Below are 20,314 nucleotides of genomic sequence, written 5' to 3'. Positions count from 1 at the left end.
CGCTTTTATAGGCTTTTCTAGTCATAGCCGCAGTTTTAGGCAACATCCACTTATGGTATTGGCGGCATTGCTATCCACTCCCTGTCTTCAGATTTACTTTATAAATCAGCTCTTAAATGACGCTGCTCATATTTAGCTTGAAATTTAGCTTGAAAATAACTTAACTTTCCGATTGCGGCGCTTCCAGAACGCTGACATCAATTAAAGGGGTCACGTTAAACCCTTTGCCAAGTAATTGCCTTTGAATTGCGCGAGTCATGCGAGAGCGAATCTCTTCGGAAGACTCAGTAACACCCGCCTGACGCTGAACATAAATGGTACCCAACAACGTGTTCTGACCTTTGATATTCGAGGGGGTGAACCGAACATTGGCTTCCACCAGTTTTGCCAAACCGCTATCATTCACCACCTTCTGGATTTGGGCAACGGCTCGCTGTTCGCGGCTACTGCGCTGAAGCTCCGGGGAGGAGGAAAACTGCCAAGTCAGCAAGCCCAAGAGCGCTACAGCAGTCGCTGTAAAGGCAGACGGAAATATCCAGCGCTTGCCACGGTTATAGCGGGCACCTTGAGCAGACAGACCATAGGCGCGGAACATCAGGGAGGCGGATAGATTAATCCCAACCAGTTGTAGCAACAGCACAAAGACGCCGTTTACAGCCATATCCCAGCGACCCATTGCGCTTGCCATCCCCACCATTCCGGCAGGCGGTGCCAGCGAAGCCGCAACCAGCATTCCCACCGCCGCCCCAGAGACGAGGCTACTTCTTTCCGATTGGACAAGATTCAGAGCGCCTGCCGCACCTGCGACCAGTGGCAGCAGCACGGCTACTGCCGAAACCGTACTGGTTGTGTTCATGGAGGATGTCACCACTTCCTGTCGCAGAATCAAGGTGAGTGCCCCAGTGACTAGGATTGTTACCGCCAGGGCTGAAAAGTATCGTAAAAGGCTCCGTCCGAGAAGTTCTCCATCGCCGCGTGCCGTAGCGATCGCTGTATTCATCGCTGGCCCCGCAAACGGTGCAATCAGCATGGCAGCAACGAGAAGATAGCTAGTATTCGTGAACAAGCCGATCCAGACCACCACACCCGCCGCCGCTGCATAGCCCAGAAACCCTTTCCATGAGCCAACGCTTTGCAGCCCTGAGAGGAAAATTTCGATGGGACTGCGTGCCTGCACATCTGTCACCTGCTGCGCTGCTTTAAAAGGCGGTGGCTGCAAGGCGATGACTCCACGCGGAAGCAGCGTGATATGCAATTTTGGTACCGCTTGCAACTTTTCGAGTAGTTCCTCAACCTTCCCATTCGAGACGTGAACGATTACCACGTCTAACGATTCATCAGCTCCAGTCGCTTCAAACAGGGAAAGATTTGCTCCATCACAAGCTTGGGCAATATCCAGAACTGTTTTCCCACACCCACGGGGAACCTGTACAAGTAGTTGGCGCATTGCGGCTAGCTATATAAGTCTGCGTGCCTCGTAACCATCTCGCACAGTATGGAAGTTCGCTCTCTAGCTAGAGGAATATTTCACTACTTTTCTACTAACCTCTGCTGGGGTTTTCTGTGCACCTGGATATTTGCCCACAGTCTGACCGCTGTACCCTTGGCTCAGCTTTACGGCAAGCGCTTTCAAAACCGCTGTAGGAGTCATCAAAAATCTTATGAGCAATCTGAGTCCATCTGAAAAACGGGAACTCAAAAAAGAACAAGGTGAGGTTCTGCAACAGTTGGAAGACTGGCTAGAAACACCCATGCTATTGCTCGGCTTTGGGTGGCTGGCGTTGTTGGTCGTCGAACTGATCTGGGGCTTAAATCCCCTGCTGGAAATCATCAGCAACGTCATCTGGATCGTTTTTATCCTAGACTTCGCCTTACGATTAGTTCTGGCTCCTTACAAATTTATTTATCTCAAGCAAAACTGGCTCACAGCCCTCTCCTTACTGTTGCCAGCGTTGCGCGTCTTCCGAATTACCCGCGTGTTTCGCTTACTGAGAGCCAGCCGGGGGCTGCGACTGGTACGTGTCATCAGTTCTCTGAATCGCGGTATGCGATCGCTCCGAGCCAGCATGAGTCGTCGTGGTTTTGGCTACATCATCGCGCTGACGCTGGTGGTAACGCTGGTGGGAGCCGCAGGGATGTATGCTTTTGAAAGCAATACCCCTGATGGGCGCGGACTGAATGACTACGGTGCTGCACTGTGGTGGACAGCAATGATTATGACAACGATGGGATCGGAATACTGGCCTCAGACTCCAGAAGGTCGGGTACTCTGCTTGATCCTATCGTTGTATGCTTTTGCAGTGTTTGGCTATGTAACGGCAACCCTCGCCACCTTCTTTGTCGGACGCGATGCGGAAGACGAACAAGCAGAAGTAGCAGGTGCTAAATCTATCGCCGCGTTGCATGAAGAAATCGTTGCATTGCGGGCTGAGATTCAGGCGCTTTCCCGTCAGAAACCAGAAGCATGATATGAAATTGAATTAATTGCTTCGTTTATAGTTTGTTAGTAATGACTAATTGGGAAAAAGTTTTAAGTCTTGAATTAAAAAACTTTCTTCTAACTCAAAACTCAATACTGCAAACTCTCTTTACCCATGACCCATTTATGAGGAAAAAGCAATGCTGAGTAGCAATTGGCGAGGGTATAGAATCGCCGCTTGGGTTGGACAGTTTTTACTCGCGATCGCGATCGCCGTTGAATTGTATCACCGGAACTGGGTGGGTTCATTTACACTCGCCTGCTTCCTGGCTGCTTCGTTTCTGTTTGTGACCCTCGAAAATCAACTGCCAACGTTGTTTGATTTTCTGTTTGTAATCGCAGCCTTGATCAATGCGGGTGGCTGGGTTTGGGGTTTATTTTACCCACCGGGACCCTACGATGAAATTGCTCATGCCTTTACAACCTTTTCCATAACCCTGGCGCTGAGTTTTCTCGTGTATGAGTCAATGCTGACTCCGTTCCGCTACCACCGACTGCTGTATATCTTAACGATCTCTAGCTTCGGAATCGCCATCGGCGCTCTTTGGGAGATATTTGAATGGGTGGTGCAAGTGATCAATGACCTGGATGACACCATCGTGGATCTGATTATGGACACCATTGGAGCTTTAACGGCAGCACTGGTAAGCGTGTGGGCGCTACAAGAGCGAGTCCATCCAAAATCAACTGTCGAAGATCAATCAGTATCGCCAAAGCGCCGCCGTTAAAAATTTTTAATGAGTTGTAAGCCATGAGTCATTAGTCATCAGCAATAAACCAAAGACCCAGAGGTGGGGGAAATTCTTACTGATTATGCACCCACTTGAGCAGCCCTAGAGCAGTGACAACATTTACAAAGTGACCGGCAATCCCATTAAAATTCGCTAACACCACAAAAACATCAAGCGCCCGAATGATTTTGTAGGGGTCGGTGATTGCCACACCTGGAGGTTGGGATACAGATTTTGCTAGTAAGACTCCCATACTCGCTCCACCACCCAACAGACATAACAAAATCCCCACCAAACCTGTAATTAACGCTAGTCGCAGGACTTGAACGGTATCGGCTTTGGAGGGATGCACAGCCGAATTAGGATTTGCTAAACCTTTAGCGATGCGAGTGTAGCGGAAAGCTAAGAAGACACCGAATAACAGTGCGAAAAGTCCACAAATTGCCCAAAATATACCGACTCCTAGGGCAGGATTTGCTTCATTGGCAAAGTTACGACCAGAGATAGCAAATAATAAAGCGATGCCAGAAGCAACTGCCAATCCTAATTCGACCCAGAAGGCAATCCAGCCTACCAGACGAAAAATATTGGAGATTTTTTGTTTAGTTGGGGAAGGTGAGTGGGTGTCTGAGTGAGTTTGCATATCTGTCTCATGTTGCAAAAAGGAGCTGATACCCCACACCAGAACACTACCTCTACTGGCTCTGGTTATACGCCCACCTAGAGAGAGAACCGATCCCTTGCCTAAAGATGAAAATTTATCGGTCAATCAACTTGTTTAAAACTTGAAGAATCAGAAAAATCGGCTAAGGGGAGGACGCCTTAGTGCCCAAATCCTATCAAGCTAAAGAGCAAGGGCACTGATTTCAGAGCCGCTATTGACGAGTGGCGTGTCTTTTTAGTCAAGATATTCATTCTAAAAAATATTCCCTCTTCTCAACTAAGATGCTGTTGGCAGTTGCAGAGTCTTCGGTATTCAATCCTGATGTACGCTTCCTGTCTGCAATCCTTGCAGTCGGTCTGGCTCTGGTGCATCTCTACTCCGGTAAGCTGCGCTTTCTGGATGCCACCCCTCGCAGTATCTGGCTTTCTATCGGGAGTGGCGTATCTGTCGCCTACATTTTCGTCCATATCCTCCCGGAACTGAGTCAGGCACAGGAGACAGTTAAGGAGACGTTGGACGGGGGGTTTGCCTTTCTGGAACACCACGTTTACCTGGTGGCACTCATAGGCGTCAGCGTGTTTTATGGACTGGAGCGAGCTGCTACACTGTCGCGCCAGCGCAACCAAAAGGCGGGAAATGGAGATGTTACAGAAGCTGGGGTCTTCTGGCCGCACATCGCTTCATTCGCCGTTTACAATGCTTTGATCGGCTACCTGTTAATCCACCCGGAGGAACCGGGTTTTCAAAGTCTTTTTCTGTTTTTCTTCGCAATGGCTTTGCATTTCATGGTCAACGACAACGGCTTGCGCGAACACCATAAGGATGCCTATCACAAGAAGGGGCGCTGGATACTGGCGGCGGCGATTATCGTGGGATGGGTCATTGGGAGCGGAACCGAAATTCACGAGGCAGCGATCGCAGTCTTGTTTGCCTTCCTCGCCGGAGGAGTCGTCCTGAACGTGCTGAAGGAAGAACTCCCGGAAGATCGCGATAGCCGCTTTTGGGCTTTCGCTCTGGGTGCAGGTATCTATGCCGCGCTGCTGCTGGAACTGTGAAGCGGTGCCGATCTTTGTTTGCAACCAAAGCGTCTTTGCAGATCGTGCCAATCCTGAACGCAGATTTCGCATTAAGCTTTGCCCGCAGTTGGATCGAGGGCTGGAATCAACATGACATCGATGCTGTCCTAAGCCACTACGCGGATGACTTCGAGTTGGCTTCCCCTTTGATCCCATCGATTACTGAAGAATCTAGCGGCGTTCTACGTGGCAAGGCGGATGTGAGAGCCTACTGGAAGAAGGGGTTAGCGCAAATTCCTGACCTTTATTTTGAACTGAAAGAAGTCTTGACGGGTGTAGATAGCCTCACGCTCTATTACCGAGGGCATCGGGGCATGGTGACTGAAGTGCTATGGTTTGACAGTACTGGAAAGGTAAAGAAAGCTTGGGTTTGTTACGCCATTGATATAACAAGGGAGGGTGAGTTGTGAAGCAATCCCCAATCTCAGCTGAATCGATTTCAGCAGCTCTCGGTAAGACGATATATCCAGAACCTTATGCTTCCCTAGTGAAGGGACGACAAAAGCGAAAACTGGGTGAGTATTTTGGGTTGACTCATTTTGGAGTTAATTTAACCCATCTCTCACCCGGTTCAGTTTCTGCTCTTGCTCACAGCCACTCAAAGCAAGAAGAATTTATCCTGGTATTGGAAGGCAGCCCAACGCTGGTACTCGGCGAAGAGGAATTCGTTTTGCATCCCGGTGACTGCTATGGATTTAAGGCAGGCACGGGTATCGCCCATCAACTGATTAATCGATCCCAGGAAAATGTAACCTATCTTGAGGTTGGCGATCGCACTGAAGGAGATGAGGTCGAATTCCCAAATGACGATCTCAAAGCAACACAATTGCCAAATGGCGAATGGGCTTTAACGCACAAAGATGGTCGCGCTTATTAAGGTCACTGCCTAACAACCGCGCTACACGATAACATTGGGCGATCGCATTGTATTTTTCAACATTAATGCGATGGGCTCCGCCCAGCCGAAGGCTATCGCTCAATCGAGTCATGTTTAGGTTCACGTTACCGACTGATTTAAAAGTGGAAACATGGCGAGACATAGAGTGAGGGGCGATCGCAACCAACAATTTGATTCAAGAAACACTGACGACAGTTTTGTGGAAAGCAAGCCTTCTGAATTGATTGAGTTGCGCCATACTTTAACCTAGTTCAATGATGCTGTTGCCCAAGTTGCTCGAAGTGGCAATTTGGAGCAAGCCAATCGAGTACGCGATCTGCTTGTTCAGATAAAACGTGAGATTTACAAGCTGCTTGCAGAGCAGTAATCGTGAAGTTGCTATGTCATAAGCGCTCTGTTGGGTATTTGATATCGAGTTGTTTTAACGTTGTCGAGTAGGCGATATTTGGAAGTAATCGTTTGAGCGGTGGCAGATAATAAACATGAACAATTAGTTTAGGGCAATCAAGTATGACCGCTCCTTACACTGGAGGATGTCAGTGCAGGCAAATTCGCTACGAGATCCGAGCTGAACCTCTAACACTTTATGCTTGTCATTGCAAAGAATGCCAAAAGCAATCTTCCAGTGCCTTTGGTATGTCAATGCCCGTTCCCCGCGATGCAGTTATAATTCTCCAAGGGCAGCCGAAAGAGTGGAAGCGAGTCTCTGACAGCGGACGTGAAGTGAGTTGCTTATTTTGTGAGGAGTGTGGGACACGATTATTCCATAACCCTGCTCGAAACTCCAAAATTACCAACGTTAAACCTGGAACATTGGATGATACAAGCTGGCTTAATCCAGTTGGCAATCTATGGACTCGAAGTGCTCAAACATGGGTCATCCTGAGTGAGCAGATGCTAAACTACGACGCACAACCCAGTGATTTTACCCAACTGTTTGAGCGATTTCAGATTGAGTAGTGATGAGGTCGAATTCCCAAAAGACGATCTCAAAGCAACACAATTACCAAATGGTGAATGGGCTTTAACGCACAAAGATGGTCGCGCTTATTAAGGTCAACGCCTAACAACCGCGCTGCACCAGAACGTTCCGCGATCGCATCCTATCCTTCAACTTAATGCGATCGCTCGATCGAGTCACGTTTGGTTTCACGTTACCGACTGATTCACAAGCAAGGACGTGACAGGCTCAACCTAGCTTACAGCAAGGGGCGAGCGTACAAACCATGATTACGGCATAAAATCAAGGTATGGTTTCATACAACAGCTATGTTAAAAACGCTTTGGGCTACGGTTCGACAGGGCAAAATTGAGCTATTGGAATCAGCAGAGCTACCAGAAGGGGTGAGGGTATTGGTAACACTTTTACCTGACAATGAGACTGAATTTTGGTTACAAGCAAGCCAAACATCGCTCGATGCAGTTTGGGACAATCCTGAGGATGATGTATATGCCCAGCTACTCCAAGCATGACGTTATTTTGGTACACTATCCCTTCTCAGATTTGTCGAGTTCAAAGGTAAGACCTGCTGTCGTTGTGAGTACATCGCACCCGTCTCAAGACATTATGATTACCCCTTTAACAAGCAAAACAAGTTCATAGCTGGAAGGAGAATTTATGCTATCTGACTGGGCAGGAGCGGGTTTAAATGTAGCTACTGCGGTCAAAAGAGGCATTTACACAGTGCATGAAAATTTAGTGATAAAAGTGATTGGTCAGTTAATGGATATTGATGCCAAACAACTTGAGCAATCTTTGCAAGGTTGGTTAGGGTTGTAATCTGAGCTATATTGAACCATGAGCCGCAAAAGCATCGCAACAAATATTGCTCGTAAACTGTGGGCACAGTGTGGTGGATTCTGTCAAAATCCGAGTTGCATTAAATACCTCTTCGCTGGAGTCGAGGATGATGTGGTCAGCCTTGCAAATGTAGCTCACATCATCGGTCATGGTAAGAGCGGTCCTCGAAGCGAGCATGAACTAGCCGACTACATTGATAAAGATGGCATAGCTAATTTGATAATGCTTTGTCTAGAATGCCACAAGATTGTTGATGAGCTAGAGAATAAATTTTCTGTCGAGCGAATGCAGGCATGGAAGGCCGATCACGAGAAGAAGATAAATTCACTCTTTGATTTTCCTCAAATTCGCAATGAAAGAGAACTACTTGAGGAAGTCAATGAGCTTTTGACCGAGAACAGAGTTATTTTTGAAGAGTATGGTCCTTTCTCGCAACAGGCATTGCAGGGCAGTTCTGGGGATGCGCTAACTATCTGGCGACGACGATGCCTAGACACAATTCTTCCAAATAACCAAAGAATCGTTGGACTAATTGAGGCTAACAAAAGAAATTTTCCTTACCCGTGGGAAGTTTATAGACAAATGATGGGCTATAAACTTCATTCCGATTCTTTTCGAGATAACTGCCTATTAGAGAAAAAGGTTAACGACTATAAGCTATTTCCAAAAGAATTTGATGACTTCATCAAACAGAGCCTTGGTCTTCCTGTAGAAAACAGAGAGAATAGATCCGAAGAAGAAATTGAATTTAGAAAAGCGACTGTATCAAAATACATCGAAGATTTTTTGGCAACCCATTCTTTTATTACTCGAATGGAGAAACTCAACATAGCAATGTTTGATGTTGAACTTAAGGATGGACGCAGTCTTCGAGTTTTTGCGACAAATACTTATTTCTTCACTGAATACACGTTTGAACAAGTCATGGCGATTGACCCAGCGGTTGATGCAATCATTTGCTCTAACCCTTATGGTGCGTATACGCGAGAAGCTAAAGCCCTCTGCATTGATCATAAGATTGGCTTATTCACGCTTAAGACGTTCATGGGTGCCATCCGCAAAGATGGTGATGAGTTTCTAAACTATCTCCCAAACGATGAGAGATCTAGTCGTCTTAGCTTTTCAAAATCTCTGCTTAGTACAGCCTCAGTCCCCCCACGCTTTCAAGTGTATATATTTGGTTCGTATTTGAGACGAGAACTTTACAACGATATCGATCTCATCGTCGTGTATACAGTCGGAGCAGACCAAGAATTGATATCGTCAACATTAGAGAGCATCAGTCAAGTGTTTGAAAAGCAAGCCTCACAGCTTGATATAACAGTATGCTCAGAAGAAGAGTACGCAGCTATGAGTTTTGAAGATGATAATCGCAATAGAATTAGGTAGTTAGCATCTATAAGGCAGCTCAACAATTCAAATGCAGTGGATGCTTGAAAGCCGCTGGTGCTGAATTCGAGATTATCTGCCGCCGCTGCGTTTTGCCGTTAGACCGCTATGTATGCGACATAAGCTACAGGTTGTAATCAAATAAACGCTAATCATTGGAGATCCTAATTGGAACCTCTAGGGATGGCAAGTACGACCATTGTTTGAAGAGTAAAGTGTGACTTCTAGATTCCCAGTTTGAAATCTAATTTCGTTCGCGCATCCTATCCTTCAACTTAGTCCTGTAGAGAGAAGAAAGTTTTAGAACTGCCTGCTAAAACACTATCAAATCGTCCGCCAATTTGAAGCCTCTGAATTTTTTTGCACTACAGCTACGGATGCTGGGAATTTTTTAGGCTGTAAACAATCAGAGGAGATTTGTTGTGAGGTCTCGAAGACTGCAATCATTGTTTCGCGATCGCTCCTGATGTCTTTGTGCAACCCCAAACAAAAATTGGGGTAGTTCTAGAAAATATCCTAGAACTGCCCCAATTTTTTGACGCTCAATGAGCAATTAGCGAATTATGCGATCGCTGCCATCTTCACATCGTTATTCGCCAGAACCTCTTGCAGTTCCTCAGCGTCTACCGTTTCCTTTTCAATGAGCATTTGAGCCAATTGATCCAGGATGTGGCGGTTATTCACCAGCACTGCTTTGGCACGATGGTAAGCTTGATCCACCAAATTGTGGACTTCATCATCAATCGTCGCCGCAGTTGCTTCCGAGAAATCCCGCTCGGCGGCAATGTCGCGTCCCAAGAACATATTGCCTTGCTGACGACCTAAAGCAACTTGTCCCAAGCGATCGCTCATGCCAAACCGCATCACCATTTGACGCGCCACACGAGCCACCTGCTGCAAGTCATTCGAGGCACCCGTTGTTACTTCTTCTTCACCGAAGATGATTTCTTCAGCAAGCCGACCGCCCAAGGCGACTGCCATCTGATTTTGCAGATAAGAGCGGCTGTACAGACCAGAATCCATCCGGTCTTCACTCGGTGTAAACCAAGTCAAACCACCCGCACGACCGCGAGGGATGATGCTGATCTTTTGCACCGGGTCATAATCTGGCATCAAGGCACCGACGAGAGCGTGACCCGCTTCGTGATAAGCCACCAAGGTTTTGCGCTTCTCGCTCATCACCCGGTCTTTCTTCTCTGGGCCAGCTAGCACCCGGTCGATGGCATCATTGATTTCATCCATCGAGATTTCGGTCAGGTTGCGACGAGCCGCCAGAATCGCTGCTTCGTTCAGCAAATTGGAGAGGTCAGCACCCGTGAAACCAGGAGTACGACGAGCGATCTTCTCGAGATCCACATCCTTCGCCAGCGTTTTGCCACGGGCGTGAACGTTGAGAATCTCCAAGCGACCGGCATAATCGGGACGATCCACGACCACCTGACGGTCAAAGCGACCCGGACGCAGCAGTGCTGCATCAAGTACATCTGGGCGGTTCGTAGCAGCGATGATAATAATTCCCGTGTTGCCCTCGAAACCGTCCATCTCGGTCAGCAACTGGTTGAGGGTTTGTTCCCGCTCATCGTTACCGCCGCCTAAACCTGCACCCCGCTGACGCCCCACGGCATCAATTTCATCGATAAATACGATACAGGGAGCATTTGCCTTGGCTTGTTCAAACAGGTCGCGCACGCGAGATGCACCGACACCGACGAACATTTCTACAAACTCAGAACCAGAGATAGAGAAGAAAGGCACACCTGCTTCCCCAGCAACTGCACGAGCGAGCAGCGTTTTACCCGTTCCCGGAGGTCCAACTAGCAGCACGCCTTTGGGAATTTTTGCTCCAATGGCGGTGAAGCGGTCGGCGTTCTTGAGGAAGTCAACGACTTCATTCAGCTCTAGCTTGGCTTGGTCAATGCCAGCGACATCCCCAAAAGTTACTTGGGTTTGTGGCTCCATTTGGACTCTGGCTTTGGATTTGCCAAAGTTCATCGCTTGAGAGCCTGGGCCACTCTGAGCGCGGCGTAGCAAAAAGAATAATCCAACCAGAAGCAGAACGGGGAAGAAGAGACTGCTCAAGGCGCGGAACCAGAAGCTGTCATCGCTCTGGGGCAGAACTGAAATGTCTACACCCTTGGTGGACAGAATGCTAATCAGGTCTGGGTCATTAGGCAGGTTAACGACAATCTTGCTGCCGTCTTGTGCTGTAACAAGCGCCTTAGTGCGGTCGGCACTAAGACCAACTCTTTCAATCCGACCGTCTTGAACTTCCTGAATCAGCTTGCTGTATTTCCAGGTTTCCCGACTTTGGGGTTGTTTGTCTAAAAATGCTGTTCCTAAGGCGATTACAACTATTGCTAGCAGCGCATACAGCCCTGCATTTCTCCACCGTTTGTTCACCGAGTTTCCTCCTAAGCTCTAGGATATGGGGACGCTTTGAATTTTTATTTGTATTAACTTATGTTAACCCGTCTCAGAATTCCTTGACACGGTTGGTTCATAGAAACCTTCAACAACGTCATCTATCTTCATCGTAACCGTCGCCACAAAAACAACCATCCTAGCCGGAACAATCTACTCCCACACCCTAGAAATGGGGCTACACAACATAGTCCCCACCCTAGAAGGGTAGGACTACACAGACAAAGCCTGCCTACGCAGGCTTTGTCTCCTAGCCTGTAAAGACAGGGTTCGTTTGTGGAGTCGCGACTTCAGTCGTCGAGCTTTTTACGCTCAGGGGGAAGCTTGATGGGTTTGGTAGCGCTGAAATAAGCTCTGCAATTGCTCTAGGCTGCTGTGTAACGGGTCAAAAGTCAAAGTACCTTCTTGGCAAAGAACGGTATGAATCGGAACGACTTGCACCACGCAATTACTATAAGCAAGAACTGACAATCCTTTCACAAAGTCAGCATCCCAAGGTACTTGCTCAGGGGTTTGATTCTGACTTGCCAGCCAGTTGATCAGTTGCGATCGCGCGATTCCCGGCAAAATTCCAGCATCTAGAGGCGGCGTCCACCACTTACCATCCCGCCATCCCCAAAGATTGCCCGTACTGGTTTCTAACCAATTTCCCTTATCATCGACCAAAATTGCTTCTGTCGCTCCCATCTGCTGAGCTTTTCCCAATGCCAGCCAAGCAGGCAGGTAGTTCCCCGTTTTATGTTCGGGAATTGAGCGGCAAAATAACGGCTCTGCCGCTAACCAACTTTTAACACCATATTTTTGTCTGTCTGTCAAATCATCCGGGAAAAACCGCCCGCTAATCCACTCTCGCCCATCGGGAAATAGGGTAATTCTGAGAACGGGGAAGTGGGGGATTAACGCTTCTGCTTGTTGTCGTAATTTTTCCCAGTCTGGCTGCTGCCAGTCAAACGTTTGCACGCTGCAACAGAGGCGATCGCAATGTCCCTTCCAGTTAGTCAGCGGACTCTCCAACGACTGCTCATAAACCCGCAGCGTTGTAAACACCTTCGCTCCATAAAGCAACCCCGGATCGTCAATCGCTAACTCCAGGGTTCCCGACTCAATCAGGTTGCCGTTATACCAGTACATCTCATCACCTTTGGGTGAATACAATATACTTCAAAATACTACATAGAGGCGACAAACACTACACAAACGTCCTTTTGTACGTGCAACGCGAGACTTTTGAAACCCGCTTCGGTCGGGTTTAGTCTGTATAGATGCGAATTCTCTTCGCCCTTTTTACAGGCTGTATAGTGACTTTTTATTGGACGTGGAGACAGATCGGATTAGTGTCGTTAAAGAGGCAAAGCTAAACCTGACTTGCTTTTTCCGCTCAATCTAAATTGGCAATGCTGATGGTCAAATGCTAGATCGTTGAGTAATCTTTCTCTGTAATCCTGCAATCGGGAAAGTTTTGCTCAGTGACACGAAATTGTCTCGACGCCATTTAATTTGGCACTGTACATCAACGTTGAAAAGGTGATTGATGAGCAAAAATGTCCTGAGTTTCCAGAATGGTTTCAACTCAGGCGGCAAGGAGCTATTAAACCGAAATTTATTAATGATTGACGTGATTAGGTCGATTCCATCTTCATGACGATGAACCCAGCTAAATTAAGCGCAAGACTCGCAATGTATTAAGACTTTTTTTGGAGATGCGATCGCCTTCAACAACTATGTTATTTTCTGTTCTCTTTGAGTAATTTAGCTGAACAGCTTAGCGCTTTGGGAAAGGATAGCTTCGATATTATCCTCACTGAAAGCTAACGTGTTTTCCTTTTTATCGATATTGTGGCTAGAAGTTTGATAGTAAACTAATAATCGTTAAAAAACTTTGGTAGTATCTTTTTGTGTCAAAAAAAGCTAATAATACAAATTACTTATTGTTATGACTTTTAATAACTCTACCAGGACTAACAAAAGAAATTCCTTGGTTGGATGCAGCACTAATCATAACGGCTTCAACGACAGGCTCAGAAACTTTCTTTTTAGCTATCCACTCAACAATAAAGTTAGCTCCTAACCCCCCAGTGGTGTCAGTTCTCGCTACAACAAAATCTGTAGAAGCTAGAGAACCAAGTTCCACAGGGCGATCTAAATAGTGCTTGATTAATTTTCCCTCTGTATCATAGTAGCGCACTGAAGTGACAATGATGGGATTGCTCAAATCCGTATTGCGAATACTAAGAGTGGCTGATAAATATAAAACTTCCTTCTGGTTTTCGTAATAAATATGAGAATAGATAGGGACATAGATAGTTTGCCCCATCGCTATCTTACTATTGTCATCCAACGTTACCACCCTGAGTTGGGGTTGAGTCACCTGACCCATATTAGATTGTGGCTTCTGTGGAATCCCCGGTAAACTGCAAGAGGCAAGGACAATGAGTGCTAGGGTCGAAGAAAAATACAAATAAAGCTTCATTAGAGGTAATTGTTAGATTTTGCTAACTGCGATTAATTTTCGATGCTACCCGGTACCCTGGCTTTAAAAGTCAGGGTATTTTTTATGTTTTGGTTCCAATTGGGGCTAAAAAATTTTGCATTACAAACGACTGTTTGTGTACAGTGCCAAATTAAATGATGTCGAGACAATTTCGGGTCACTGAGCAAAACTTTCCTGATTGCAGGATTACACAGTAAAGATTACTCAATGAGCTAGCATTTGACTATCAGCGTTGCCAAATTAGATTGAGCCGAAAAAGCAAGCCAGGCTAGCTTTGACTCTTTAACGACACTAATATGTCTCCACGTCAAATAAAAAGTCGCTGTACAACTACTGGCGATAGCTATACTTCAAAATGCTACAAAAAGGCGACAAGCGCTACACAAACGTCCTTTGGTACGAGCAAAGCGAAACTTTTGAAACCCGCTTCGGTCGGGTTTAGTCTGTATAAATGCGAATTCTTTTCGCCCTTTTTACAAGCATTGGGATGCTCCCGATCAAAACGACCATTCATGGTTTGGATCGTTTAGTGCTGCTTTGACAGAAGCTAAGTTGGCAATATCTTTAAAAGGGCTTGACTTTGCTATTTCCGTAATTGAGTTCAAGGCTAGAGCTAATTGCTCGTTATTGCCTGTTGTAATTGCTAGATCGACGACACCGAACAAAGCGCGAAAGTTTTCTGCACGTTCATCAAACGAACGGTCAAGGTATGCCATTAGCACGTCGCGCTGGGCATTAATATTGGCTATTGTTTCTTTTTCCCAAGCTTCGATTTCGCAGCGCTTAGTCTGTTCCTGCTCTGCAATAATCTTGTATTCGGTATAGCCTGAGACAATTTTCTGTAAGCATTCAGAGACGATTTGCGGTAAGCATTCAGATGGATTTAGCATTCAGAGACGATTTGCGGTAAGCATTCAGATGGATTTATTGCCTTGTTTAATGCAACAGCGATTTTTTGGACTGACATAGCTAGTTTTTTCCAAGGGCACAGTACTTCGCTTTGATAGATGCAGTCGCAGGATTCAGATGCCCTTCCTTATCTAAGACAGGGGTTTTCATGATTTCTGCAAGTGCCGTGACTAGAAGTGCTACCTGTTGAAATTTGCCAGAATCTCTGTTTTTGTCAAATGATGATTGAGATTCAAGTTCGTTCAGACTTAAAACAGCGCGGTTGTTAAGGGATTCAAGCAAATTCCTTAACTCATTAATTCGCCGTTTGACTTGTTGCATAAAGTCTTTTGCAGCCTTAATCTTTGCAATCGCACTGTTGACTTGAGCTTCGTACTCCCGTGCCTTTGTCAAAGCTTTCTCACCCTCACCAGCCAGCACAAAACCACCAATCAGGACAGCTGGGCCAACAGTGATACCACCAAGCACAATAGAACCAAGAGCCATACCTCCGCCGCCCGCTGCCAGCGATCCGCCGCCTAGCCATGCTAAAGTCGCATTCCAAGCAGCGGCACCACTAAGACCCCCTATAAGTGTTCCGGTACTTGCAACTCCCACAGAAGTAGCAAGACCCATTGCACCGCCGTATCCTGCTGCTGCTGCCCCAACAGCCTTAGCGCCGCCGATGAAAAATTCCTGAGCCTCAATCGCCGCAGTTTTATACTCCTGGAGTTGTTGAATTGAAATTCCTTCCAACCCCTCCAAAAATTCCTTTTCACTTTTTTTATTCCGCTGACCAATACGCTCAATAAAAGCAACAAAGCGTCCAATTGTACGCATCATGACATCAAGCTGAAGTTGACCATACTCTTCTGCTAGCTTGTTAGTAGCTTCCCAGTCTGCTTTCAACTCACTGACAGCTTGTTCATAACGTTTTTGGGCACGTTCACCAATTTCCTTGGCTTCATTCATGTTGCCAATGCCTTCAGCCGCTTTGACTCCACCGAAAGCGGCAGTCGCTAAAGCAACTGCGCCTAAAATAATCGGTATAACAAAGATCATGAAACACTCCTAAACCTAGGTTTTCGGACGCTAAGATATTTCCTGATAAGAATTTAGATTGGCGACAGGAATTTAATTCAGCAACATCAAAACCATAAGAATAAACACAGAACTATGCCATCCGAATAAACACTGGCATTTCTTGCAGAGGATTATGTTGGAAATGTGAAGATGTCAGTAATGATCACCGGGGCATCATAAAACCCAAAAATTTACTGCATGAATGCGCGATCGCCCTTGACCTCAGTTACAACGCGATCGCATCCCCAACTAGGAGACTATATTGAAAGAATTTCTAGCCAAGCTAGCGATTGTTGCAGCGAATGCGGCTGCCTCGACAGGCTTTGTGACGTGCTGCTGGAAGCCTGCCAAAATCGCACGCTCGCAATCCTCGCTTCTGGCATACGCCGTCAGTGCTACCGCTGAAATCTGTCCTCCTTGCTCTGGCGTCATTGCTCTAATTTTGCCGATCAACGTGTAGCCATCCTCATCGGGCATCCCAATGTCGCTCACTAAGACATCTGGTTTTACCTGTTGCAGCGCCTCAAGTGCCTCCTGTACCGATGCTACTGCTGTTACCCTCGCTCCATACTGTTCAAGCGCGATCGCGAGAAAATCTCGGCTATCAGCCTCGTCATCTACAACCAACACCTGTAACCCTTCCAGTACAGTGCTGAAGCTTGATGAAGGCTGTGTACTAAGTGGGGCTTCTAGCTCAGGCTTGAGTCCTTTCAACTCAGTCTTCATCATCAGCGGCAGTTTCACCGTAAAGATTGCCCCCTGCCCCTCCCCAGGACTGTCAACACAGACAGTTCCGCCGTGTAGTTCGGTGAGGTGACGAACAATTGCCAAACCTAAACCAAGCCCTGTTTGCGATCGCGTGCTGGTACTATCAGCTTGACGGAAGCGCTCGAAGACATAGGGCAGAAAGTCAGCCTCGATTCCTTTGCCTGTATCGCTCACCTCAATCTGGGCGTAGGAGCCAGTGCAATCGAGCTTGATTTCCACTCGTCCCCCGGAGGGTGTGAACTTGATCCCATTCGAGAGCAAGTTCCAGATAATCTGCTGCAAGCGGTTTGGATCGCCGATAACCAAACCGATGGCGGGATCGAGTACAGATTCCAGTCGAATGCTTTTAGCCGCTGCGGCTAGATGTACCGTCTCCATCGCCGCTTGAACAATTGAGATCAGATTAACCGGGCACACATTCAAGGAAAGTTTGCCTCGAATCATCCGCGACACATCCAGAAGATCCTCAATCAACTCTGCCTGTAACTTAGCGTTGCGCTCAATGGTTTCCAGGGCGCGGGCAGTCGTTGCTGCATTCAACTTCTGAGTGCGAAGCATCCCCGACCATCCGATAATTGGGTTGAGGGGCGATCGCAATTCGTGAGAAAGTACCGCCAAAAACTCGTCTTTCATGCGGTTCGCCGCCTCTGCCTCGGCGCGTGCCGCTTGTTCGCTAGCCAACAGTCGGGTACGTTCTTCCTCCGCTCGCTTGCGCTCCAGTTCGGCTGTCGCACGGGTGGCAAAGATTGTCAGCAGCGATTCTGCCAGATGGGTATACTCCAACGGTTTTCGAGCCATCACCCCCACTAATCCCAACACTCTCCCTGTGGAGCCTAAAAGCGGAGTTGCGATATAGCTATCAACGTCCATCTCGGCAAGCAAAAGATTACCAGGAAATTGCGCTTGGAGATTGCGGGGATAGCAGCATAGCTTTCCTTGCTGAATCACCTGTTTGCAAGGTGTATTCAGCAGTGAATACTCAATATTGTCTGCAATCTCATGCTGGGCATAGAGAGCAATCGTGCTGACTTTATCTTCGTCTTTCCCCGCCAGTTCCCCAATAAAAGCGAAATCAACATCCAATGCCTTAGTGAGGTGTTGCGCCAGGGAGTAGAAAAACGCCTCCCCTGTCGCTGCCGAAACTCCCTTCGTCACCTCAATGAGGGCAGCATCCATCTGAGCAATTTTGTGTGCAGCCAGCCGCAACTCTAGCTCATCAACCACCATCGCCGCTAGATCGGCAAGGGTTGCTCGCTGCTCGGCAGATAACTCATGGCGCGGCTTGCTGTCTACAAGACAAAGGGTGCCAAGATTAAAACCATCCTTAGCGATCAGGGGCGCACCTGCATAGAAGCGAATCCCCGGTTCGCTAATTGCATAGGGCTTACAAGCGAAGCGAGGGTCATTTCTGGTATCTGCAACCACGAAAACATCCTTAGACAAAATCGCGAAGCTACACATTGTTGCTTCACGATTAATTTCGCGGGTGTCAAAGCCGTAGCAGGATTTAAACCAGGCTCGAAATTGGTCAACTAAAGAAACGAGGGCAATGGGTACGTCAAAAAGCCGAGCCGCCAGAGCCGTAATGCGGTCGAAGCTTTCTTCGGGAGGTGTATCGAGAATGTTGTAGCGACGCAGTGCCTCTAGGCGTTCTATTTCGTTAGGCGGCAGGGGAACAGTGGTCAAAGTACCTCCAGAAGACACTTCTTAAATATGGCTTGGGGCAGCTAAGATAGCTTTGCGTGCCTGTCAAAGAGCGCTATATTTTATAATTATTTAAATTTTAGGGCAATCTCAAGCAAAGCCCAATAATTTACCACAATCCGGGTAAACAATACTGCAATTGTTAATACTTTTAGCAATTCCGAAGCGCGATCGCGATTGAAATCATCTAACAATGCGATCGCTTACCGACTCCTAACCGCAATGGAACATCGTTGACACAATTGACGCCTAAACAGACAAGACTGTTTCAGAAACATTTGCTGACCATGCTACAACCTAAAAGAATTCTCAGGGATAAATCGAGTATTATCTTTTGGATGTAATTCAGCGTCTGAATCAAAGTTAGAGGTTAAAGTTGAATGGATAAAAAGAAATGGCAGTGGTTTCAAGTTACCTTCCAGTTAAAAGGCTCGGTCATTCCAGCAGTCTTGCCTAGAACCCTTATCTGTGGGGGATTTGGCTTAATTATTTCTGTTCTTTACCATTTTAAATTAGCTGTATCTTTGCCAATTCTAGCTAGCTTAATTCCCAATATTGTTTTAGGTTTATTACTGGTGTTTCGGACGAATACAGCTTACGAGCGGTTCTGGGAAGGTCGGAAATGTTGGGGTAGTATAGTAAACACTGTCCGCAACCTGGCTCGTCAAATTTGGGTTTCGGTTGACGAAAATGAACCGAAAGATAGAGAGTCTAAAATAGCTGCTTTACGGCTTCTAGTAGCTTTTTCTGTAGCGACTAAATTGCATCTAAGATCGGAGCCAGTCAACAGCGAACTCGAAGATTTGATGTCTGCGTCTCGCTACTTTAAGTTAAAGACAATGAACAATCCACCGCTTGAAGTTGCGTTTTGGATTGGAGATTATCTACAAGAACAATATGGTCGAAATTGCCTGAATGTTTATCAAATGAATTCTCTGCAAAACTTAATTAATATACTGGTAGACAATTTAGGAGCTTGCGAACGAATTCTCAAAACTCCAATTCCAATGGCTTATGTAATTCATCTCAAGCAGTTACTGTTAATCTATTGTCTATCTTTGCCGTTTCAAATGGTTGGACAGTTGCATTGGTGGACTGGACTAACGGTTGCTTTGATTAGTTTTACATTGTTTGGAATTGAAGAAATTGGGATTGAAATTGAAAATCCATTTGGTCACGATGCAAATGACCTGCCTTTGGATGCAATTTGCGCCACGATGCGGCGCAATATCGAAGATTTAATTTCTCTAGCCCCTAGTGTTAGGGATTGGAAGACCACACGAATCGATAAAGCAGTATAGGAAAAAATCCGGCTCGCGATCGCAGAAGACGAATCCGATTTTACTGGATGTCTACAACAGAAACAAATATTCCTACTCGCCTTCAAAAGCGATCGGGAGATTCATTGTGGAGCATCCTCAAGGGAAATTAGGTCGCGCGATCGCTTCAATGTTGCTTAAGATACATGACGATTTTGAGAAGGTTGGTATCATGTTTAAGAAATTAAACTCTGCCCAAAAGGAAATCTTCAATGAATGGTGCATGGCTCATAAAATTTAGTGTAGTTTTATACTTTATAACAGCGGCTGCACTTCTGGCAGAATTGATAAATTTTCATCCATTTTCAGGTGCCCCAGTAGTGACTAGCGAAGAGCAAGTCCAACCGATTGCTGTAGATTATCAACTTTGAAGGGTGACGCACTAGGGGAAGGCCGTTACAGAGGATGGTTATATAAATTTTTACAAAAAAGATGCGTTTCACTACCCACTCTCGTTAGCGAGCGCAACTTGATTCCATCATTCTTCTCTGGAACCAGGTAATAATACTTAGTACAGTTACCTTGCAGATTTCTTCACTAAAGCCGTAAAACAGGCGAAAGAAAACCGCTGTTGTAGATTGGCACGTATCAGGATGCTCCCA

The 20,314-nt window shown here is 46.6% G+C and carries 18 protein-coding genes and 1 pseudogene; 11 read left to right on the top strand and 8 right to left on the bottom strand.

The annotated features are described in order from the left end of the window. Positions 1–160: 160 nt before the first annotated feature. Positions 161–1,447, bottom strand: coding sequence for a DUF389 domain-containing protein (locus NC997_RS25905; RefSeq protein ID WP_190528063.1), 1,287 nt, complete (start codon positions 1,445–1,447; stop codon positions 161–163). Between the two features lie 214 nt (positions 1,448–1,661). Between NC997_RS25905 and NC997_RS25900 the strand changes: the two genes are divergently transcribed. Continuing rightward, positions 1,662–2,468 carry an ion transporter gene (locus NC997_RS25900; protein ID WP_190528061.1) on the top strand — a complete coding sequence of 269 codons (807 nt, stop codon included), beginning with the start codon at positions 1,662–1,664 and terminating at the stop codon, positions 2,466–2,468. A gap of 151 nt (positions 2,469–2,619) precedes the next feature. Continuing rightward, positions 2,620–3,207, top strand: a complete 588-nt coding sequence (locus NC997_RS25895) for a hypothetical protein (RefSeq protein ID WP_190528059.1) — start codon at positions 2,620–2,622, stop codon at positions 3,205–3,207. A 76-nt stretch (positions 3,208–3,283) separates the two neighbouring features. On the opposite strand, the gene NC997_RS25890 is transcribed toward NC997_RS25895, so the two are convergent. Then, positions 3,284–3,853 carry a DUF3611 family protein gene (locus tag NC997_RS25890; RefSeq protein ID WP_190412026.1) on the bottom strand — a complete coding sequence of 190 codons (570 nt, stop codon included), beginning with the start codon at positions 3,851–3,853 and terminating at the stop codon, positions 3,284–3,286. 302 nt (positions 3,854–4,155) lie between these two features. Here NC997_RS25890 and NC997_RS25885 point away from each other — a divergent pair, with 302 nt between their 5' ends. From NC997_RS25885 to NC997_RS25855, 7 genes and pseudogenes are all read left to right on the top strand, one after another. Then, on the top strand, positions 4,156–4,929 hold the full coding sequence (locus tag NC997_RS25885) for a hypothetical protein (protein WP_190528079.1): 774 nt from the start codon (positions 4,156–4,158) through the stop codon (positions 4,927–4,929). Positions 4,930–4,973: 44 nt separating this feature from the next. Beyond that, positions 4,974–5,360 (top strand): nuclear transport factor 2 family protein, encoded by a 387-nt coding sequence (locus tag NC997_RS25880; RefSeq protein WP_190528077.1) that lies wholly within the window; start codon positions 4,974–4,976, stop codon positions 5,358–5,360. Further along, positions 5,357–5,827 (top strand): cupin domain-containing protein, encoded by a 471-nt coding sequence (locus NC997_RS25875; RefSeq protein WP_190528057.1) that lies wholly within the window; start codon positions 5,357–5,359, stop codon positions 5,825–5,827. Before NC997_RS25880 ends, NC997_RS25875 begins: the two co-directional genes overlap by 4 nt. Positions 5,828–6,358: 531 nt before the next feature. After that, positions 6,359–6,808 carry a GFA family protein gene (locus NC997_RS25870; protein ID WP_190528055.1) on the top strand — a complete coding sequence of 150 codons (450 nt, stop codon included), beginning with the start codon at positions 6,359–6,361 and terminating at the stop codon, positions 6,806–6,808. Between the two features lie 309 nt (positions 6,809–7,117). Continuing rightward, entirely contained in the window at positions 7,118–7,321 is a 204-nt protein-coding gene (locus tag NC997_RS25865; RefSeq protein ID WP_190528054.1) for a hypothetical protein, read from the top strand. Further along, a pseudogene (locus NC997_RS25860) lies at positions 7,299–7,628 on the top strand (type II toxin-antitoxin system PemK/MazF family toxin). The gene NC997_RS25865 and the pseudogene NC997_RS25860 overlap by 23 nt, the downstream one beginning before the upstream one ends. Before the next feature lie 18 nt (positions 7,629–7,646). Beyond that, complete coding sequence (locus tag NC997_RS25855) at positions 7,647–9,038, top strand: nucleotidyltransferase domain-containing protein (RefSeq protein WP_190528051.1); 1,392 nt, start codon at positions 7,647–7,649, stop codon at positions 9,036–9,038. 561 nt (positions 9,039–9,599) lie between these two features. Here the strand turns inward: NC997_RS25855 and ftsH3 are convergent. The 6 genes from ftsH3 to NC997_RS25825 all read right to left on the bottom strand — a co-directional run bounded on the left by ftsH3 (position 9,600) and on the right by NC997_RS25825 (position 18,375). Further along, complete coding sequence (gene ftsH3, locus NC997_RS25850) at positions 9,600–11,438, bottom strand: ATP-dependent zinc metalloprotease FtsH3 (RefSeq protein ID WP_190412024.1); 1,839 nt, start codon at positions 11,436–11,438, stop codon at positions 9,600–9,602. 333 nt (positions 11,439–11,771) lie between these two features. Next, a complete protein-coding gene (locus NC997_RS25845) occupies positions 11,772–12,590 on the bottom strand; it encodes an aminotransferase class IV (RefSeq protein ID WP_190528049.1) in 819 nt (272 codons plus the stop codon). Between the two features lie 790 nt (positions 12,591–13,380). After that, positions 13,381–13,929: a DUF3124 domain-containing protein gene (locus NC997_RS25840; protein ID WP_190528047.1), complete on the bottom strand. Its 549-nt coding sequence runs from the start codon at positions 13,927–13,929 to the stop codon at positions 13,381–13,383. A gap of 518 nt (positions 13,930–14,447) precedes the next feature. Further along, positions 14,448–14,840: a hypothetical protein gene (locus NC997_RS25835; RefSeq protein WP_199306216.1), complete on the bottom strand. Its 393-nt coding sequence runs from the start codon at positions 14,838–14,840 to the stop codon at positions 14,448–14,450. Between the two features lie 79 nt (positions 14,841–14,919). Next, positions 14,920–15,900, bottom strand: coding sequence for a hypothetical protein (locus NC997_RS25830; RefSeq protein ID WP_190528045.1), 981 nt, complete (start codon positions 15,898–15,900; stop codon positions 14,920–14,922). Between the two features lie 270 nt (positions 15,901–16,170). Beyond that, positions 16,171–18,375 carry an ATP-binding protein gene (locus NC997_RS25825; protein WP_199306215.1) on the bottom strand — a complete coding sequence of 735 codons (2,205 nt, stop codon included), beginning with the start codon at positions 18,373–18,375 and terminating at the stop codon, positions 16,171–16,173. Between the two features lie 398 nt (positions 18,376–18,773). On the opposite strand from NC997_RS25825, the gene NC997_RS25820 reads away from it, so the two are divergent. Further along, complete coding sequence (locus NC997_RS25820) at positions 18,774–19,694, top strand: bestrophin family ion channel (RefSeq protein ID WP_190528041.1); 921 nt, start codon at positions 18,774–18,776, stop codon at positions 19,692–19,694. A 230-nt stretch (positions 19,695–19,924) separates the two neighbouring features. After that, positions 19,925–20,083: a hypothetical protein gene (locus NC997_RS25815; protein WP_190412018.1), complete on the top strand. Its 159-nt coding sequence runs from the start codon at positions 19,925–19,927 to the stop codon at positions 20,081–20,083. Positions 20,084–20,314: the final 231 nt, after the last annotated feature.

Origin of the sequence: Trichocoleus sp. DQ-A2, from assembly GCF_039961915.1 — a bacterium.
Classification (GTDB): Bacteria; Cyanobacteriota; Cyanobacteriia; order Cyanobacteriales; family FACHB-T130; genus FACHB-T130.
Note: the sequence above shows the minus strand (reverse complement) of the source record. Positions and strands in the feature narration are given on the sequence as shown.

Coding starts and splice junctions, on each gene's coding strand:
- NC997_RS25905 (WP_190528063.1), bottom strand. CDS start 1,447: ATGCGCCAACTACTTGTACAGGTTCCCCGTGGGTGTGGGAAAACAGTT.
- NC997_RS25900 (WP_190528061.1), top strand. CDS start 1,662: ATGAGCAATCTGAGTCCATCTGAAAAACGGGAACTCAAAAAAGAACAA.
- NC997_RS25895 (WP_190528059.1), top strand. CDS start 2,620: ATGCTGAGTAGCAATTGGCGAGGGTATAGAATCGCCGCTTGGGTTGGA.
- NC997_RS25890 (WP_190412026.1), bottom strand. CDS start 3,853: ATGCAAACTCACTCAGACACCCACTCACCTTCCCCAACTAAACAAAAA.
- NC997_RS25885 (WP_190528079.1), top strand. CDS start 4,156: ATGCTGTTGGCAGTTGCAGAGTCTTCGGTATTCAATCCTGATGTACGC.
- NC997_RS25870 (WP_190528055.1), top strand. CDS start 6,359: ATGACCGCTCCTTACACTGGAGGATGTCAGTGCAGGCAAATTCGCTAC.
- NC997_RS25865 (WP_190528054.1), top strand. CDS start 7,118: ATGTTAAAAACGCTTTGGGCTACGGTTCGACAGGGCAAAATTGAGCTA.
- NC997_RS25855 (WP_190528051.1), top strand. CDS start 7,647: ATGAGCCGCAAAAGCATCGCAACAAATATTGCTCGTAAACTGTGGGCA.
- NC997_RS25845 (WP_190528049.1), bottom strand. CDS start 12,590: ATGTACTGGTATAACGGCAACCTGATTGAGTCGGGAACCCTGGAGTTA.
- NC997_RS25840 (WP_190528047.1), bottom strand. CDS start 13,929: ATGAAGCTTTATTTGTATTTTTCTTCGACCCTAGCACTCATTGTCCTT.
- NC997_RS25835 (WP_199306216.1), bottom strand. CDS start 14,840: ATGCTAAATCCATCTGAATGCTTACCGCAAATCGTCTCTGAATGCTTA.
- NC997_RS25830 (WP_190528045.1), bottom strand. CDS start 15,900: ATGATCTTTGTTATACCGATTATTTTAGGCGCAGTTGCTTTAGCGACT.
- NC997_RS25820 (WP_190528041.1), top strand. CDS start 18,774: ATGGATAAAAAGAAATGGCAGTGGTTTCAAGTTACCTTCCAGTTAAAA.
- NC997_RS25815 (WP_190412018.1), top strand. CDS start 19,925: ATGAATGGTGCATGGCTCATAAAATTTAGTGTAGTTTTATACTTTATA.